Annotated in this window: 15 protein-coding genes, 1 tRNA gene and 1 riboswitch; of the genes, 11 read left to right on the plus strand and 5 right to left on the minus strand. The window is 70.2% G+C overall.

Annotated features, from left to right (window positions below):
- Nucleotides 1-97 precede the first annotated feature (97 nt).
- The 3 genes from CHAN_RS09470 (at nt 98) to CHAN_RS09480 (ending at nt 2,283) form a co-directional block, all read left to right on the plus strand.
- Nucleotides 98-925, plus strand: coding sequence for a phage major capsid protein (locus CHAN_RS09470; RefSeq protein WP_290289129.1), 828 nt, complete (start codon nt 98-100; stop codon nt 923-925).
- Between the two features lie 289 nt (nt 926-1,214).
- The gene (locus tag CHAN_RS09475; protein ID WP_290289132.1) at nt 1,215-1,760 is read left to right on the plus strand and encodes a hypothetical protein; all 546 of its coding nucleotides are present in this window, start codon (nt 1,215-1,217) and stop codon (nt 1,758-1,760) included.
- A gap of 13 nt (nt 1,761-1,773) precedes the next feature.
- Nucleotides 1,774-2,283: a hypothetical protein gene (locus CHAN_RS09480; RefSeq protein WP_290289134.1), complete on the plus strand. Its 510-nt coding sequence runs from the start codon at nt 1,774-1,776 to the stop codon at nt 2,281-2,283.
- 301 nt (nt 2,284-2,584) lie between these two features.
- Here CHAN_RS09480 and CHAN_RS09485 read toward each other — a convergent pair.
- Nucleotides 2,585-2,656 (minus strand) — tRNA-Asn (locus CHAN_RS09485).
- A 227-nt stretch (nt 2,657-2,883) separates the two neighbouring features.
- A riboswitch (TPP riboswitch) is annotated at nt 2,884-2,980 on the plus strand.
- On the opposite strand from CHAN_RS09485, the gene CHAN_RS09490 reads away from it, so the two are divergent.
- The 6 genes from CHAN_RS09490 to CHAN_RS09515 all read left to right on the plus strand — a co-directional run bounded on the left by CHAN_RS09490 (nt 2,971) and on the right by CHAN_RS09515 (nt 8,710).
- Complete coding sequence (locus CHAN_RS09490; protein ID WP_290289137.1) at nt 2,971-4,617, plus strand: bifunctional hydroxymethylpyrimidine kinase/phosphomethylpyrimidine kinase; 1,647 nt, start codon at nt 2,971-2,973, stop codon at nt 4,615-4,617. (Overlaps the previous riboswitch by 10 nt.)
- A gap of 121 nt (nt 4,618-4,738) precedes the next feature.
- Complete coding sequence (locus CHAN_RS09495; RefSeq protein ID WP_290293455.1) at nt 4,739-5,839, plus strand: S-(hydroxymethyl)mycothiol dehydrogenase; 1,101 nt, start codon at nt 4,739-4,741, stop codon at nt 5,837-5,839.
- 127 nt (nt 5,840-5,966) lie between these two features.
- Nucleotides 5,967-6,638, plus strand: coding sequence for an MBL fold metallo-hydrolase (locus tag CHAN_RS09500; protein ID WP_048741660.1), 672 nt, complete (start codon nt 5,967-5,969; stop codon nt 6,636-6,638).
- Between the two features lie 139 nt (nt 6,639-6,777).
- Entirely contained in the window at nt 6,778-7,137 is a 360-nt protein-coding gene (locus CHAN_RS09505; RefSeq protein WP_035121833.1) for a GntR family transcriptional regulator, read from the plus strand.
- Entirely contained in the window at nt 7,134-8,027 is an 894-nt protein-coding gene (locus CHAN_RS09510; RefSeq protein ID WP_290289143.1) for an ATP-binding cassette domain-containing protein, read from the plus strand. Before CHAN_RS09505 ends, CHAN_RS09510 begins: the two co-directional genes overlap by 4 nt.
- A complete protein-coding gene (locus CHAN_RS09515) occupies nt 8,024-8,710 on the plus strand; it encodes a hypothetical protein (protein ID WP_290289146.1) in 687 nt (228 codons plus the stop codon). The genes CHAN_RS09510 and CHAN_RS09515 overlap by 4 nt, the downstream gene beginning before the upstream one ends.
- A gap of 49 nt (nt 8,711-8,759) precedes the next feature.
- Here the strand turns inward: CHAN_RS09515 and dnaG are convergent, their stop codons facing one another.
- Nucleotides 8,760-10,724, minus strand: coding sequence for a DNA primase (dnaG, locus tag CHAN_RS09520; RefSeq protein WP_290289149.1), 1,965 nt, complete (start codon nt 10,722-10,724; stop codon nt 8,760-8,762).
- A gap of 119 nt (nt 10,725-10,843) precedes the next feature.
- Here dnaG and CHAN_RS09525 point away from each other — a divergent pair, with 119 nt between their 5' ends.
- Nucleotides 10,844-11,416: a guanyl-specific ribonuclease gene (locus CHAN_RS09525; RefSeq protein ID WP_290289151.1), complete on the plus strand. Its 573-nt coding sequence runs from the start codon at nt 10,844-10,846 to the stop codon at nt 11,414-11,416.
- 25 nt (nt 11,417-11,441) lie between these two features.
- Here the strand turns inward: CHAN_RS09525 and CHAN_RS09530 are convergent, their stop codons facing one another.
- The gene (locus CHAN_RS09530) at nt 11,442-12,056 is read right to left on the minus strand and encodes a hypothetical protein (protein WP_290289154.1); all 615 of its coding nucleotides are present in this window, start codon (nt 12,054-12,056) and stop codon (nt 11,442-11,444) included.
- A gap of 18 nt (nt 12,057-12,074) precedes the next feature.
- On the minus strand, nt 12,075-13,421 hold the full coding sequence (locus CHAN_RS09535; RefSeq protein WP_048741649.1) for a deoxyguanosinetriphosphate triphosphohydrolase: 1,347 nt from the start codon (nt 13,419-13,421) through the stop codon (nt 12,075-12,077).
- Nucleotides 13,422-13,536: 115 nt separating this feature from the next.
- Here CHAN_RS09535 and CHAN_RS09540 point away from each other — a divergent pair, with 115 nt between their 5' ends.
- Nucleotides 13,537-15,594 carry a TPM domain-containing protein gene (locus tag CHAN_RS09540; protein ID WP_290289164.1) on the plus strand — a complete coding sequence of 686 codons (2,058 nt, stop codon included), beginning with the start codon at nt 13,537-13,539 and terminating at the stop codon, nt 15,592-15,594.
- A 112-nt stretch (nt 15,595-15,706) separates the two neighbouring features.
- Here the strand turns inward: CHAN_RS09540 and CHAN_RS09545 are convergent, their stop codons facing one another.
- Nucleotides 15,707-16,240, minus strand: coding sequence for a hypothetical protein (locus CHAN_RS09545; protein WP_153251500.1), 534 nt, complete (start codon nt 16,238-16,240; stop codon nt 15,707-15,709).
- Nucleotides 16,241-16,242: the final 2 nt, after the last annotated feature.

Consider the following 16,242-nt stretch of genomic DNA (forward strand, 5'->3'; position numbering starts at 1 on the left):
AACCCCCACCCCTCACGACATAGCCCCAGGCAGGGCAACCGGCCCCCGTAGAACGGCCCCCGGTACCAACACACACACCTGCCTGAAAGGGGCACACATGTTCAAGACCACGGACAACAAGATCGTCCTGGCACCCGACTTCGTTCACTCCCTGCTCGTCCAGCCCGTGACCACCGAATCCGTGGCATCCCAAGTCGCCACCGTCGTCACCACCCCGAGCCACACCACACGCTTCCCGCGGCTGACCGCAGACCCCACCGCCGCATGGACCGCCGAGGGCGAAGAGATCACCCCCTCCGACCCCACCGTGGACGAGGTGGTCGTCACACCGTCGAAGGTCGCTGGACTCGTCGTGACGACAACCGAAATGACCAACGACGCAACGCCCGAAGCGATCAACGAGATCGGCCGCGGACTCGTCCGACAGATCACCAACAGCATCGATGCCGCATTCTTCGGCAACGAAGCCGCGCCGGCGCCCGCCGGCCTGGGCTCCATCCAGCCCACCGAGCTCACCGTCAACGCGCTCGACAACCTTGATTGGGCTGAAGAAGCGCGAGCAAAGACCGCCGGACTGGGGGCCACTCTCACCTCCTTCGTCGCCCACCCCGACGACGCCCTGACCCTGGCGACGCTCAAGGAATCCACCAACTCCGCCCGCGGTCTCCTCCAGCCCGACCCGACCGCCCCCACCACTCGCACCGTCGCCGGCGTGCCCCTGCTCACCAGCAACCACGTTAAGAAGGGCCAGATCTGGGCGATCCCCGCCGACGCCGCCCAACTCGTCGTCCGCGACACCGCCGAAGTCGTCGCAGACAACAGCGTGTTCTTCACCAGCGATCGCGTCGCGATCCGCGCGACGATGCGCGTCGGCTTCGGCTTCGTCTTCGAGAAGGCCATCGTCAAGATCACCGTCACCCCGTAGACGACGACCAGACGATCACCGACAGACCCCTGGGGGCTACCCGGTCCCCGGGGTCCGTTCGAAGCCCCCGAAGGTGTAGCCGCTGAGGCTGAGCTCGGGTCTGGGGTTTTCGGCTTTCCTGGGGTTTTGTGGCCCCTGGAGGGCCGTTTTTGCGTGTTTTTGGGGTGTTTTGAGGGGTTTTTGGTGGGTGGTGGGGTGTCGTCGCGGCTGTGGACTTCGCCTTATCTCGTCATTGCATATGTGCTGGTCACATGTGGTTTAACGTAACGCTTTCGGGTAGACTGGTGGCATGGATGCCAGGTGTTCGCAGTGCGGTTCGGTGCTTGATCCGTCGCGTTCGCGGCGGCCGGCGCGGTTTTGCTCGAATGCGTGCCGGCAGAAGGCGTATCGGCGCCGCCGGAAAACGGAGATTCCGGCGGGGCTTCGGGAGGGCCGGCGGTGGGTTCGCGCCGAGGGGAAGCGGCCGGTCATGGTCGATGGGCGCCCGGCGTCGAGCATCAATCCGCGGACGTGGGCGGAGTTCGCGGATGTTCAGTCCGGTGCTGGTGATGGGTTCGGGGTGATGTTGGGCGGCGGGGTTGGCTGCATCGACTTGGATGGGGCGTTGGATGATCGGGGGCGGGTGGTGTCTGCGGTGGCGCGGGCGGTGCTGGAAGCGAATCCGGGGGCGTGGGTTGAGGTGAGCGTGTCGGGCCGGGGGTTGCATGTGTTCGGGTTGCTGCGGGAGGGGCCGGGTGTGCGGCGTGATGGACTCGAGGTGTATTCCCGTGGGCGGTTCATTCGGGTGACGGGCCGGGTGTTTCGTCCGGGCCGGCTGGTGCCGTTGGTGATCTAAGTATGCTGTCCGCATGGATAGCGTTTGGGCCGATCCGAGGTTTTACGGCAGCCTTATAACAGGGGTCATAGCTGTAGCGATTGCCGTCGGCAACGGCATTTGGGATTCAAAACAGCGCCGAAGAGATCGCCGGGAAGCGGAAGAGGCGTCAACCATGGCGACCGCGAAGCTGAACCCTGTCGTTGTCGAGAACGACGATCGCGACCAGGGAAAGAGTTCGAAGTGGACAGTTAGCGTTCACAACCTCGCAGAGACACCCGTGTTTTCTGTGAAAATTGAATTCCCATACGAGGGAGGCAGGTGTTATGCCCTTTCGCCGTATCCTGAATATCTGGATGATTTTACCGACAATACTGCGCCGATCCTGCTACCAGGCGAGGTTCTCAAACTTCAGGTGGGGTTGATGGACCCTGTCGAGGACTTGAAGTACTTGCTGGAATTCATCCTTCCCAATGGTCGCCGGATCGAGAATCAAGGGGGCAGGATTCGAATCGTCGGCTACGTCCGCGGCGTTTACACGTAGGTGTCCCGGCGCTCGACCGCCGGGGTGGGCGGGAGCTGCCGGGACGTGGCCGCCGGCCCTTTTGAGCCAGTGGGGGTGGGCGGGCGACCGTGGTGATCATCGCACGGGGCGGTGGTTCGCGCTCGTTGAGACGTTGCGCCCTTGGTCCTCGCGGGCGCGGGGGTAATGAACGGTCAAGAATCGTCCGGCGATCATCGTCCATTGCCGGGGGTCTTGATTATTATTTGGTCCTTTGTTGGTCCTTTTCGGCCGAAAAGACGAAAGCAGGTCAGAGGATTTTCCCTCTGACCTGCTGTTTTTGCTCCTCCAGCTGGACTCGAACCAGCAACCCTTCGATTAACAGTCGAATGCTCTGCCATTGAGCTATGGAGGAATGTCTCCGGCACGTCTCCGTGCGACGGATCATTACTCTACCCAGTACCCATATGGACGCCAAATCAGCAGGTCACACCTCATTTCGGCCGCGCAGCCGCCCGCGCCGGAAGCCACCCGGCCGGACCCCATCCGGCAGAGCGGACGAGCGACGGCCGGACCCCATCCGGCAGGGCGGACGGGCGCTGGCCGGGCCGTCGCAAAGCAACCGGCGCGTTTGCTAACGTTTCGCGCAACACGGGGTGCCCGGGCCGCCCGGGCTGAGAGCACACCCGCCGAACTTGATCCGGCTGGCACCGGCGAAAGGATGTTGCAATGGGCGACGCACCACGTTCCGCATACCGGCAGTACCCGGAGGACTGGAACGGAGGATGCGTCGCGTGCGGCGTCCAGCGCACCGGCCGGATCCCACGGGTGCTGTCCATCGCGGGCACCGACCCCACCGGCGGCGCCGGCGTGAAGGCCGACCTGAAGTCGTTCTCCGCGCACGGCGCGTACGGCATGGCGGTGGTCACCGCACTGGTCAGCCAGAACACCCGCGGCGTGCGCGACGTCCACGTGCCCCCGGTGGAGTTCCTCCGCTCGCAGCTCGATGCGGTGTCGGATGACGTGGCCATCGACGCGGTGAAGATCGGCATGCTTTTCGACGCGCCGATCATCGCCGAAGTCGCCGACTGGCTGGATGCGCTGCGCAGCCGCAACGCGGGGGCCGCCGACTCCGGCGCTACCGACTCCGGGGACACCGCCGCGGACGAAGGCTCCGACGCCGAGTTCCTCGAGGGCGCGCCCTCCCCGATCGTCGTCCTGGACCCCGTCATGGTGGCGACCTCCGGCGACCGGCTGCTCAAGCCCGAGGCCGAGGAAGCCCTGCGCGGCCTGCTGCGCCACGTCGACCTGGTCACCCCGAACATCCCCGAACTGGCCGTGCTCGCGGGCACCCAGCCGGCGACGACGCCCGGCGAAGCCCTCGACCAGGCCCACGCGGTGGCCGCCGAACACGACGTCCTGGTGCTGGCCAAGGGCGGGCACCTGCGCGACGACGTCGTCGTGGACTCGCTGGTCCGCCCCGACGGATCCGCCGAGCGGTTCACCGGGCCGCGCATCGACACCCGCAACACCCACGGCACGGGCTGCTCCATCTCCGCGGCCATCGCGGCGCTGTGGCCCCGCATCGGCGACCCCTTCCGCTCCGTCGGGGTGGCCAAGGAGTGGCTGACCTCCGCGCTGCGCCACGCCGACGAGCTGGAAGTCGGCGAAGGCAACGGTCCCGTCCACCACTTCGCGCAGCTGTGGGAACGGGGGCTGGCCGCCGACGCGGCGACCATCGCCGACCAGTGGTGGGAATCGATCGCGGACCTGCGCGAGGCGATCGACGACCTCGACTTCGTCAAGGGCCTCGGCTCCGGCACGCTGCCGCAGGAAGCCTTCCGCCGCTACCTGGCCCAGGACGCGCTGTACCTCAACGGCTACTCCCGCGCGCTGGCCGCGGCGTCCTCGCTGGCGCCGACGCAGGAGGAGCAGATGTTCTGGTCCTACGCCGCCCACGGCGCCCTGGCCGGCGAGATGGAACTGCACCGCAGCTTCCTCGGCGACGACGCCGGCGACGAGGGCGCAGGCGCCATCGAGGCGTCGCCGGTCACCCGCGCCTACGTCGACCACCTGGTCGCCACCGCCGCCCGCGGCTCCTACGGCGAACTCATCGCCGCGGTCCTCCCCTGCTTCTGGCTCTACCGCGACATCGGCCACCGGCTGATCGCCCGCAACCACGACGCCCACCCGTACGCGCGGTGGCTGGACACCTACGCCGACGACGCCTTCGACTCCGACACCAACCGGGCCATCGACATCTGCTCGAAGTACGCCACCACCGCCACGACCACCGAACGCGCGGCGATGGACCGGGCCTTCCGGCTGTCGTCCTGGCACGAGGTGGAGTTCTTCGCGGATCCGCTGCGCGGCTGAATCCGGGGCGCAAAGCGGAAAGTCTCCCTACGCTGGGAGGCATGACGGAAAACAACGCCCCCAAACCCAGCCCGACAGCGGCGCCGCCCCCGCCGCCGACGCCCACCGCACCGTCCGGGGCATCATCGCCCGCTCCAAGGGCGCCCCCGTGGAGATGGTGGACGTCGTCCTCCCCGCCCCCGGCCCCAACGACGTCATCGTCGACGTCCAGGCCTGCGGCGTCTGCCACACCGACCTCGCCTACCGCGACGGCGACATCAACGACGATTACCCCTTCCTCCTCGGCCACGAGGCCGCCGGCGTCGTCTCCGAAGTCGGCGACGCCGTCACCCACGTCGAGGTCGGCGACTTCGTGGTGCTCAACTGGCGCGCGGTGTGCGGCCAGTGCCGCGCCTGCAAGAAGGGCGAGCCGAAGTACTGCTTCGCCACTCACAACGCCTCCAAGCCCATGACGCTCTCCGACGGCACCGAGCTGACGCCCGCCCTGGGCATCGGCGCGTTCTGCGACGCCACGCTGGTCCACGAGGGCCAGTGCACCAAGGTCTCCCCCGACGCCGACCCGGCCGTCGCCGGCCTGCTGGGCTGCGGCGTGATGGCGGGCATCGGCGCGGCCATCAACACCGGCGAGATCACCCGCGGCGAGTCCGTCGCGGTGATCGGCTGCGGCGGCGTCGGCACCGCGGCCATCGCCGGCGCGAAGCTGGCCGGCGCGACGACCATCATCGCGGTGGACATCTCCGACGAGAAGTTGGCCACCGCCCGCGACTTCGGCGCGACCCACACCATCAACTCGAGGGAACTCGCCGCCGGCGCACCCGGCGCAACGGGCGAGGACGATCCCGTCGTCAAGCAAATCCGTGAACTGACCGGGGGCTTCGGGGCCGACGTCGTCATCGACGCAGTCGGCCGCCCCGAGACTTACGTGCAGTCGTTCTACGCGCGCGACCTCGCCGGGCGCGTCGTGCTGGTCGGCGTGCCCTCGCCGACGATGAAGCTGGAGGTGCCGCTGCTCGACGTCTTCGGCCGCGGCGGCTCGCTGAAGTCCAGCTGGTACGGCGATTGCCTGCCCGAGCGGGACTTCCCCATGCTCGTCGATCTGTCGCTGGAGGATCGCCTGCCGCTGGCGGACTTCGTCAGCGAGCGCATCGGCCTCGACGACGTCGAGGAGGCGTTCGACACCATGAAGGCGGGCAAGGTCCTGCGTTCCGTGGTCACGCTGTAGGCCCGGCGGGGCGGCATCTTGCTTGACGACGGACGGCGCTTGACGACGGCCACCGCCCGACTCCCACCCACCTTCTCCAACCCACCGACTCCAAACGGCCCCCTTCCACCACCAGGAGAGAGCACCAATGAGCACCGAATCGCACGACGCCGCGGAGCGCATCCGCAAACAGGGCGATCTGATCATCGACCACGTGGTCACGTCCGGCACGTTCGCCCTCGACGGCGGCGAATGGGACGTGGACAACAACATCTGGGTCTTCGGCGACGAAAACGAGGTCATCGTCGTCGACGCCGCGCACACTGCCCAGCCGATCATCGACGCCGTCGGCGGGCGCCGCGTGAAGGCCATCGTGTGCACCCACGCGCACAACGACCACATCACCGTCGCCCCGGAGCTGTCCGAGAAGCTCGACGCGCCGATCCTCGTCCACCCCGGCGACCAGATGCTGTGGGAGCAGACGTGGGGCGACCTCGGCCACGACACCCTGGAGCACGGCCAGAAGCTCGAGGTCGCGGGCACCGAGGTCATGGTGGTCAACACCCCGGGCCATTCCCCCGGTTCGTGCTGCCTGTACGTGCCGGAGGCCGGCGAGCTGTTCTCCGGCGACACGCTGTTCTCGGGCGGTCCCGGCGCGACGGGACGGTCGTTCTCGGACTTCGACACCATCATCGATTCCATCCGCGACAACCTGCTGACCCTGCCGGAGGAGACCATCGTCCGCACCGGCCACGGCGACCACACGACCATCGGCCGCGAGGCGCCGCACCTGGAGGAATGGATCCGCAGGGGGTACTGACCCCCACCGACTCCGCACGCGCGGCCGCCCCGACACAAGGATTCCCCTCGCCCCTTGCGCCGGGGCTTTCGCATGCCTAGGGTCACGGTTAAGGGGTTCACCACATAGGTGGTTAACCCATTAACTGAAGGAGGTGCTCATGGCCGATCCCCGCCCGATCTACGCGCGCATCGCCGCCGAGCTCCGCGATCACATCGGCAGCGGCGCATTGCGGGAAGGCGACCGCGCACCGTCGACCAACGAACTCTCCGCCTTCCACTCCGTCAACCCCACGACCTCCGGAAAGGCCCTCGCCGAACTCGTCGCCGATGGCCTGCTGGAAAAGCGCCGCGGCCTGGGCATGTTCGTCGTCCCCGGCGCCCGCGACATGGTGCTGGCCCGTCGCCGGGCGGCACTGGCCGAAGAATTCATCCGCCCCTTGCTCGCCGAAGCACGCGCACTGGGGCTCGACGACGCCACGCTCGACGGGCTGATCGCCGAAGAAAGGAAGCGGAAATGACCATCGGAATCGCCGACGTCGTCGTGAGGCGCCGCGGCCACACTATCCTCGATCGGGCGAACCTGGAACTCGGGCCCGGAATCCACGGAATCATCGGGCGCAATGGCGTGGGCAAGACGACGCTGCTGAGGGTGCTCGCGCGCCACATGCGCGTCACCGCTGGCACCGTGCGAAGCTCGGACACCACCGCGCTGGGCCGCGTCGCGCCGGACGTGCGGTTCGCGGGCGCCACGGTCGGGCAGCATCTCGACGTCGCCGCCGTCGGGCATCCGGGCCTCGACCGGGAGCTCGCGCTGGGCATTCTCGCCGCCGCCGGCATCGACGCGAGGGCCCGCACCGCGACGCTCAGCGCGGGCCGGCGCCAGCTCCTCTCTGCTGCCACGGCGCTGTCCTCCGGCGCCGGCGCGGTGCTGCTCGACGAGCCCTTCACCGGTCTGGACGTCGGGCTCCGCCGCGTCCTCCGCGACCGGATCATCGGGGTCGCCGGCGACCACCCGGAACTGTGCCTGGTGCTCACTTCCCACCGCTCCGAGGACCTCGCGGGACTCGTCGACGACGTGACAACCATTTCCGACGCGGGCATCGTCGCCGGCCCGATCTCCCTCGACGCCGCCCGCGCCAGCTTCCCCACGATGCGCGGCCCCTCCGCCATGGTCGACGCCATCGCCGGTGACGCGCCGCGGGCGGCCGCGAAGTCCCTCGGCGGCATCGCGGAAGTCACGTTGTCCCGGCCCCTGTCCTGTTCCGCTTCACGACGGGCCGCCGCGGAAGGCATCACCATCACCCATCCCGAAGACGGCGAGCTGATCGATCTACTCGCCCTCCATAGCGCGTCCGCCGATCCCGGCACCACCACCCGCGCCCCAGCAACCACGAGGAACGAGCCATGAAAAACTCCATCACCGCCTTCGCTTCCCCCTCACGACGGGAGCTGATCATCGGATTCGCCGCCATCGCGTTCTTCCTCGCGGTCGGCAGGTTCACGAGGGGCTCCGGGTTCGCCTGGAACGGTCTGGCGCTTTCGGCGACGGCCGTGTTCTTCGGCATCGCCGCCCATCGGATCCGCGCCGTCCGCGCCCTGAATGTGCCGGCACCGACCTGGTTCGCCGGATTCGCGTCCGTCGCCGCCGCGTGGAGCCTCGCGCTGTCGGCCATCGCGACCGCCAGCACGTGGCTCAGTTGGAGGAACAACCCCTGGTACACGCGATACGACCCCTTCGTTGTCAACGCCGGAAGCGCGCCTTTCCTGGACACCGACGGCGAGCCCTACCTGGTCGATGACGCCGGCACCACCCCATGGACGTGGGCGATCACGTTCCTGGTGTTCCTCGTCTGCTTCCTCATGGCCGCGGCCATCGGTGCGGCGCTGGGCACGGTGACCGCATCCTGGGGCGCAGTGACGGCGATAGCGGGCGCTTCGCTCACCGTCGCCGGCCTGCTCATGGCCACCTGGGGCTTCGGCATCGGCGACGGCGTGGCCGCGCCTTACCCGGGAGTGTTCATCTTCGGCATCCCCATCGCCGCCGTCGCGGCGGCCATCGGCTGGGCCGGGGCAAGCAGACTCGAACCCTGACCCATCCCGGCGAGACCGAAAGGTGGGGCCCCGGCGCGCCCGCGGGACTTCAGTCCACCTGCACCTTGAGCGACTCGGCCAACAGCTCGCGGCGGTAGTCCTCGAGGGCCAGCAGGTCGGCGAACAACTGCCGGTACGCGGCTTCGTCGTCGGAGGGGCGCATCCGGGCGAGCATCGACTTCACCTGCGCCACCTGCCCGCCGACCCACACTTCCTGCAGGCGGGCCAGCACCGACGACGAGTACGCGCGCAGCATCTCGGCATCGACGCGGATTTCCTCCACGCCGAGTTCGGTGACCAGTGCGCGGCCGACGGCGTCGTCGAGCTGCCCCAGCAGCGCGGCCACCCATTCGGCTCCTCCGCTTGCCCCGGACACCCCGCCGGCCTTCTGCGTGGCGTCGAAAAGCGCCCGGTACGTCGGGTGCGAGAACGTCTCCGGGGCGAGGGCGTCGAACATCGGCCCGGTGATCACGGGCTCCTGGATGGCCAGCTTCATCGCCTCACGCTGCACGTGCAGCTCCGGGTCGCGCGCGTCGGGGTACGGCAGCATCGGCCGGGCGGGTGCCGCGCCGGGGCCCTTGCCGCCGGAACCGCCGCCGAACCCCGGAGAACCCGGGCCGGCGTCGGCGTCGCCGTCCCGTTGGCGCACGGGCCTGCGCCGCGGCCCGTCGTCGTGCTTGGGATTGCGGGCCTCGTCGCGCACGCGGCGGACGAATTCCGCCTCGTCGTTCCACCCGACCCAGCCGGCGACCTCGCGGGCGTACTCGTCGCGCAGCGACGCATCCCGAATCTGGCCCAGCACGGGCACCACGCGGCGCAGACCGTCCACGCGGCCGTTGGGCGTGGTCATGTCGTAGTCGGCCAGCAGCGTCCGCAGCACGAACTCCACCAACGGCGTCCGCTGCGCCACCAGATCGCGCACGGCCGCGTCGCCCTTGGCCATCCGCAGATCGCAGGGGTCCATTCCCTCGGGCGCGACGGCGACGTAGCTCTGCCCCGTGAACTGCTGCTCGCCCTCGAACGCGCGCATGGCCGCCTTCTGCCCGGCCTCGTCGCCGTCGAAGGTGTAGATCAGCTCACCGCGGAAGAAGCTGTCGTCCAGCATCAGGCGGCGCAGCAGCTGCAGGTGCTCGTCGCCGAACGCCGTGCCGCAGGCGGCGACGGCCGTGGTCACGCCGGCGGCGTGCATCGCCATGACGTCGGTGTAGCCCTCGACGATCACCGCCCGGTGGCCCTCCGCGATCGACTTCTTCGCATGGTCCAGGCCGAACAGCACCTTCGACTTCTTGTACAGCATCGTCTCGGGCGTGTTCATGTACTTGCCCAGGTTGTCGTCGTCGTAAAGCTTGCGGGCCCCGAAGCCGATGACGTCGCCGCTGATGTTGCGGATCGGCCACAGCAGGCGCCGATGGAAGCGGTCGATGGGCCCCTTGCGGCCCATCCGCGCCAACCCCGCCTTCTCCAGCTCCTCGAAGGTGAAGCCCAGCCGCTGCAGGTGCTTGGTCAGCGTGTCCCAGCCCGCCGGCGCGTAGCCGCAGCCGAAGTGCTTGGCCTGCTCGATGGTGAAACCGCGGTCGGTGAGGAACGTCCGCGCGGTCTCCGCCTCCGGCTTGCCCAGCTGCATGGCGTAGAACTTCTGCGCCTCGCGGTTGGCGGCGATGAGCCGCTGGCGGGTGCCCGGTTCCTCGCGCCGCCCGGTGCCGCCGCCCTCGTAGTTGATGCGGTAGCCGATTTTCTCTGCGCACGCCTCCACGGCCTCGGGGAAGGTCAGGTGCTCCATCTCCATGAGGAAGCTGAAGACGTCCCCGCCCTTGCCCGTCGAAAAGCAGTGGTAGTAGCCGTGATTCGGCCGCACGTGGAAGCTGGGGGTGCGCTCGTCCTTGAACGGCGACAGCCCCTTCATCGAGTCCGCGCCGCCCGGTTTGAGCTGCACGTACTCGGCGACGATTTCCTCGATCGGCGTACGTTCGCGGATCGCCGCGATGTCGCTGTCGGGGATTCGTCCTCTGGCCATGGCCACCATGGTAGCCAGCACCGTCGACCGTATGTGCGGTGGGCGGGAAAGGTGCAGCTCGCCGGGTTTTCGTGCCTCCCCTTGCTTTGCGACGGGCCGCCGCGTGGGAAACTGTCCGCATGTCAGGAATGGACGGGAAGAAGGGCAAGGGGCTCCTCGCCGCGGGCGGCGCCCTGCTGCTCGCATTGGCCGGTGCGTGGTTCGGCATCGACGGCGGCACCGGTGCCGGGAACGGTTCCCCCGGCGACGCGGGTTCGGGCGGCTCCGGCGCGGGTTCGGGTGACTCCGGCTCCGGCGCGGGCGCCCGCCCGAACGACGGCCCCGGCAAGAATGGCGGCGGGAAAACCGGCGCCGGGCAATCACGCGATGGCGCAGAGGACGGCGCGCGCGGGGACGAGTGCCCCATCGACACGCTGCCGCCGCAGGCGGACGAGGTCGTCGACCGCATCCTGACCAACCAGCACCACATCCACTCGCCCCACGACGGCAAGCACTTCGGCAACTACGAAGGCGTTCTGCCTAGGCAGAAGGGCGACTACTACCGCGAGTACACCGTGGAGACCCCGGGGCTGAACCACCGCGGGGCCCGTCGCATCGTCGTCGGCGGCGGCACGGAAGACGACCCGGACGTTTGGTACTACACCGACGACCATTACGGGTCGTTCTGCAAGATCCCCGACGCGGAGGACTGACCCCGGGGCGACCGCGCGACCGGCGTCACCCCCGACGCAGCCGCGCGTGGATTTCCGCGTCGGTCAGTTGCCCGGCGAGCCACGCGCTCAGCGACGGGGCCTCCGATTCAATGTGGCGGAACATCCCCTCATGGTCCGTCGACCACACGGCGGGATCCCCCGGCCGCGGATCGTCGGCGTTGATCAAGTGGTAGTTCGGGTACCCGTCGCCGTAGGTCAGCAGGACGGCGCGGGCTGCGGCCGGATCACCGACGGCTTCGCGGAACGCCTTCAGTTCCGGCGAATCCTCGCCTTCCGCGCCCAGGTCCACGAAGGGGAAGTCCTTTCCGATCCCCTCATCCCACTCGAATGCGATCTCGCCCGCCTGCCACTCGTTGCCGCACCAACGCACTCCTTCCGGTAGTTCGTCGGTGACGGGGACGTCGGGAAGCGGCCCGTCGAGCGCGATGACGGCGTCGGCGTCGGGCAAGCCGCATTCCGCGGGCAGCAGGAACCCCACTTCCGCTTCGCCGATGAGCCGCTTCGGGAAGGAGATCGCCCCGACGCGGGCGACGGGGCCGGCATCGTCCGGGACCTCCCGCCACGTGCCGCCGAGCCGATCGACCTGTTCGAGGACCGCACGGGAAAAGGGCTTCGCCATGCCGGAAGGATATGCCGGTCAGCCGCGGGCCGCGGACACCCCGGCGATCTTCCGGTCGAGCCTCTCCACGCGGGACTCCGTCATCGAGGCGATCTGGTCGACGATCACGCGCAGCCGCCCGGCATCGGATTCCGCCTGGTCGTACATCCAGCGGTAGACCGGGTCCAGCGATCCGGGCGCGCCTTCCCTCAGGTAGTCGGCGACGCGGAACAGCCGGTCGCGCTCGCGGTCCTGCCTGCGGATGTGCCGCGGCAGGTCCATCACGTACAGCACCGCGATGGACTTGAGCATGGTCACCTCCGCGAGGATCCCCGCGGGCACGGCGAGGTCTGCCTCGTAGCGCCCGAGGGCCCGGTCGATGGGCTGCTTCGGGCCGAAGAACCCCTCGGCTTCGCTCGACGACGCCCACGCGGCCCGTGCCGCCCGCCTCGTGCCGGCGACCGACGCGGTGACGAATCTGCCGACCAGCTCCGACGTCATCCGCTTCAGCGCGACCATCGAGTGCAGCGACCCGTCGTAGGAGGCGGCGGCGGAGACGACGGGCAGGCTGGCCAGCCGGCCGGCGGCTTCGACGAGCTCCGCGGGGTCGCCGCCGAACGCGCGGGCGCCCTTGTCGGCCAGCGCCGCCAGCTCCACGGTGTCCCACAGGACGCCGAGGTCGATGCGGCCGGAGACGATGCCGTCCTCGACGTCGTGGACCGAGTACGCGACGTCGTCGGCCCAGTCCATGATCTGCGCCTCCAGGCATTGGCGGCCGTGGGGCGCGCCGGCGCGGATCCACTGGAGGATCGGGGCGTCCTCCTGGTACGCGCCGTACTTGGTGCGCCGCGTGCCGTCGGGGGCGATCGGGGTCCACGGGTACTTGCACGCCGCGTCGAGCGCCGCGCGCGTGAGGTTGAGGCCGCACGGGTGCCCGGTGTCGTCGAGGGTCTTCGGCTCCAGCCGGGCGAGGATGCGCAGCGTCTGCGCGTTGCCCTCGAAACCGCCGCACTCGGCCGCGATCTCGTTCAGCGCGCGTTCGCCGTTGTGCCCGTAGGGCGGGTGCCCGATGTCGTGGGTCAGGCCCGCCAGCTCCGCCAGGTCCTCGTCGGCGCCGAGGTCGGCGGCGATGCCGCGGGCGATCTGCGCGACCTCCAGCGAGTGCGTCAGCCGGGTGCGCGGGGTGTCGCCGTCGTGGGGACCCACCACCTGGGTCTTGTCCGCCAGCCGGCGCAGGGCGGCCGAATGGAGGACGCGGGCGCGGTCGCGGGAGAAGGCGGTGCGGTGCGCCTCCACGGCCTCGGCCCCGGGCAGCAGCGACTGTTTCGCACCCTCGTGCAGGATGCGGTCGAGATCGGATGCTGAATAACGGAATCGGGCGGCCACGCGCCCATCATGCCGCCGATTCCGCGTCACCGCCGGTAGGCGCGCTGTACGGGAGGCCCGCGCGTCCGCCCGGCGTCGCGCTGTGTGGTCCACGGCGCGCACGTATCCTCGGGGCATGACCGAGCACGACCGTCCCCGCCACACCAACCGCACCCACCGCATCGCCGCGGCGATCGGAGCCGGCGCCCTCGTCGCGCTGTCCGGGCCGCTCGCCGGCGTGCTGCTCGCCTCCGGCCCGGCGCCGACCGCGCTGCCCGCCGCGCGCGCCGAGGCCCCGCAGCGATTCGAGGGCCGCATCTGGGACGCCGCGGACGTGCTCACCGACGCGCAGGAGGCGAAGCTCAACGAGCGCGCCGCCCAGCTCCAGCAGGAGCACGGCACCGTCATGCGCATCGTGTTCGTCGATTCCTTCGACGGCGTCCAGCCCGAGCAGTGGGCCACGCAGATGTGGCGGGAGCTCGGCGGCACGCCCAACCTCGCGGTGTTCGCCGTGGCGGTGAAGGACCGCAACGCCGGCGGCGGTGGCGGCGACGACGTCCCGACCACCGGCCAGAAGATGATCGAGGCCGCCTCCCCGGCGCTGGGCCGGGACGACTGGGAAGCCGCGGCCCTGGCCGCCATCGACGAGGCCACGCCGGCGTCGGCGGCCGCGGGCCTCGGCGTCCTCGGCGCCGGCGCGGCGGGTGCCGCGGTGCTCGGCGGTGGCGCCGTCGCGTGGTCGCGGCGCAACCGGAAGAAGCGCACCTCGACCGAAGTCGAGGAGGGGAAGACGCTGCGCCCCGACGACATCGAGTCCCACGAGCGCCTGTCCACCGACGCGCTCGACGAACTGGCCCGGGAGGAGCTGGTCTCCACCGACGAGTCCATCCGCCTGGCGGCCACCGAACTCGACCTGGCCCGCGCCGAATTCGGCGATGCCCGCGTCCGCGACCTCGCCCAGGCCCTGGAGCACTCGCAGCGCACCCTCAACCGCGCCTTCGAGCTGCGCCAGCGCATCGACGACGGCCCTTCCCTGGGCGAGGGCGAGCGCCGCGGGATGCTGCTGGACATCATCTCTTCCTGCGGCACGGCCGACGACCGGCTCGACGGGGAGGTCTCCCGCTACGCCGAGATGCGCGAGCAGCTGCTCAACGCCCCGGAGACCCTGGATCGGCTGACCCAGCGGGGCGTCGACCTGCGCACGCGCATCCCGAATGCGGCCACGACCCTCGACGGCCTGCGCGCGCGTTACGACGAGGAGGCCCTGGCGTCGATTTCGGACAACGTCGACATGGCCACCGAGCACGTCAACATGGCGGAGCGCTCCCGGGACGAGGCCCGCGCGCTGCTGGCCAAGCCCGCCGGCGAGCAGGCCGGGCTCATCGACGCCCTCCGCGCCACCGACCTCGCCCTGGACCAGGCCGAAAAGCTGGTCGAGGGCATCGAGCACGCCGACGGCAACATCGCCCAGGCGCTGTCCGGCCTCGACGCGCTGGCTGAGGAGGTGCGCGGCGAGATCGGCGAGGCCACGAATCTGCTGGCCGCCCCCGACGCCGCGAACATCGACCGGGATGGCCTGGCCAAGGCAGTGGAGGCCGGCCGCGCCGCGCTCGCGACGGCCGAGGCCAAGGGCGCGACGGATCCGCTCGGCGCTTGGACGGCGCTCACCGACGCCGACGCCGCGCTCGACGACGAACTGGAGGACGCCCGCGACGCCGCGAACGCCTTCGCCCAGAAGATGCAGACGCTGCACAACGCCCTGACGGATGCGCGGGCCCAGGTGATGGGCGCGCGCGACATCATCGGCACTCGCCGCAGCATCGTCGGTTCCACCGCGCGCACCCGCCTGGCCGAGGCCGAGCGGCACCTGGCCATCGCCGAGCAGATCGCCGCCAAGCCGGGCAATGACCGGGCGAGCCATCCGCGCCGCGGCATCCAGGAGGCGCGCACCGCCGCCCAGTTGGGCCGGCAGGCCGCGAAGGCCGCGCGCGACGACATCAACCGACACAACCAGCGCATGAACCAGTACCGCGGCGGCGGCAACTCCGGCGCAATGATCGCCGGCATGGTCCTCGGCGGCATGATGAGCGGCGGAGGCGGCTTCGGCGGCGGGTTCGGCGGGGGCGGTGGCTTCGGTGGCGGAGGCGGGTTCGGCGGGGGCGGCGGGTTCAGCGGCGGCTCCGGCAGCTTCTGACCGAGCTCTTTCCACCGCGCTTCCCAATGACACAAAAACGGCCGCCCCACCGGGGCGGCCGTTTCGCGGTTCAGCCGGCGCAGTTCAACCGGCGCAATTCAACCGGCGCGATTCAGCCCATCAGGCGGGCGGGACCGTCCAGGTGCGCGCAGGCGAACGCCGCCGCGGCCAACAGCCCGGCATCGACGCCCGCGGCATCGGGGCTGCCCCCGACGATCTCCACGACCACGAGCCCGCGGTCCAGCTTCGTCCGCGCCACCAGCCGCCGCTCCCCCACGTCGACGATCTCGCGGCCGCGGCCGCCGTCGCGCCGGTTGAGGCTGAGCTCGCCGCCCGGCCCCGAGAGCACCACGTGCGCCACGGTGAGCCCCACGGCTCGGGCGCGCCACCAGTCATCGGGAGACGACACGGTGAACGACCGCCCCGTCAGGCCGGACGGCGTGACCCGCCAATCCGGGGCGATGAGGTTCCCGGCGGCGTCGTAAAGCGACGTGGCGTCGGGGCCCGAACCGGGCTTGCCGCCCGTCCGCCCCGGGAAACCCCCGGCCGGCGGCGGGCCCGACACGCGCCACGGCCCGGGCGCGTCACCGGGGACGGGCCCGATGCCCTCCCCCGGCGCGCTCCCGGGCCGATTCTCGCCAACCATGA

Origin of the sequence: Corynebacterium hansenii (assembly GCF_030408795.1) — a bacterium.
In the GTDB taxonomy this organism is placed as follows: Bacteria; Actinomycetota; Actinomycetes; order Mycobacteriales; family Mycobacteriaceae; genus Corynebacterium; species Corynebacterium hansenii.

What these genes read in the sequence shown, in the direction of transcription:
- CHAN_RS09470 (WP_290289129.1), top strand. Translation starts at nt 98, where the DNA reads ATGTTCAAGACCACGGACAACAAGATCGTCCTGGCACCCGACTTCGTT.
- CHAN_RS09475 (WP_290289132.1), top strand. Translation starts at nt 1,215, where the DNA reads ATGGATGCCAGGTGTTCGCAGTGCGGTTCGGTGCTTGATCCGTCGCGT.
- CHAN_RS09480 (WP_290289134.1), top strand. Translation starts at nt 1,774, where the DNA reads ATGGATAGCGTTTGGGCCGATCCGAGGTTTTACGGCAGCCTTATAACA.
- CHAN_RS09490 (WP_290289137.1), top strand. Translation starts at nt 2,971, where the DNA reads ATGGGCGACGCACCACGTTCCGCATACCGGCAGTACCCGGAGGACTGG.
- CHAN_RS09500 (WP_048741660.1), top strand. Translation starts at nt 5,967, where the DNA reads ATGAGCACCGAATCGCACGACGCCGCGGAGCGCATCCGCAAACAGGGC.
- CHAN_RS09505 (WP_035121833.1), top strand. Translation starts at nt 6,778, where the DNA reads ATGGCCGATCCCCGCCCGATCTACGCGCGCATCGCCGCCGAGCTCCGC.
- CHAN_RS09510 (WP_290289143.1), top strand. Translation starts at nt 7,134, where the DNA reads ATGACCATCGGAATCGCCGACGTCGTCGTGAGGCGCCGCGGCCACACT.
- CHAN_RS09515 (WP_290289146.1), top strand. Translation starts at nt 8,024, where the DNA reads ATGAAAAACTCCATCACCGCCTTCGCTTCCCCCTCACGACGGGAGCTG.
- dnaG (WP_290289149.1), bottom strand. Translation starts at nt 10,724, where the DNA reads ATGGCCAGAGGACGAATCCCCGACAGCGACATCGCGGCGATCCGCGAA.
- CHAN_RS09525 (WP_290289151.1), top strand. Translation starts at nt 10,844, where the DNA reads ATGTCAGGAATGGACGGGAAGAAGGGCAAGGGGCTCCTCGCCGCGGGC.
- CHAN_RS09530 (WP_290289154.1), bottom strand. Translation starts at nt 12,056, where the DNA reads ATGGCGAAGCCCTTTTCCCGTGCGGTCCTCGAACAGGTCGATCGGCTC.
- CHAN_RS09540 (WP_290289164.1), top strand. Translation starts at nt 13,537, where the DNA reads ATGACCGAGCACGACCGTCCCCGCCACACCAACCGCACCCACCGCATC.
- CHAN_RS09545 (WP_153251500.1), bottom strand. Translation starts at nt 16,240, where the DNA reads ATGGTTGGCGAGAATCGGCCCGGGAGCGCGCCGGGGGAGGGCATCGGG.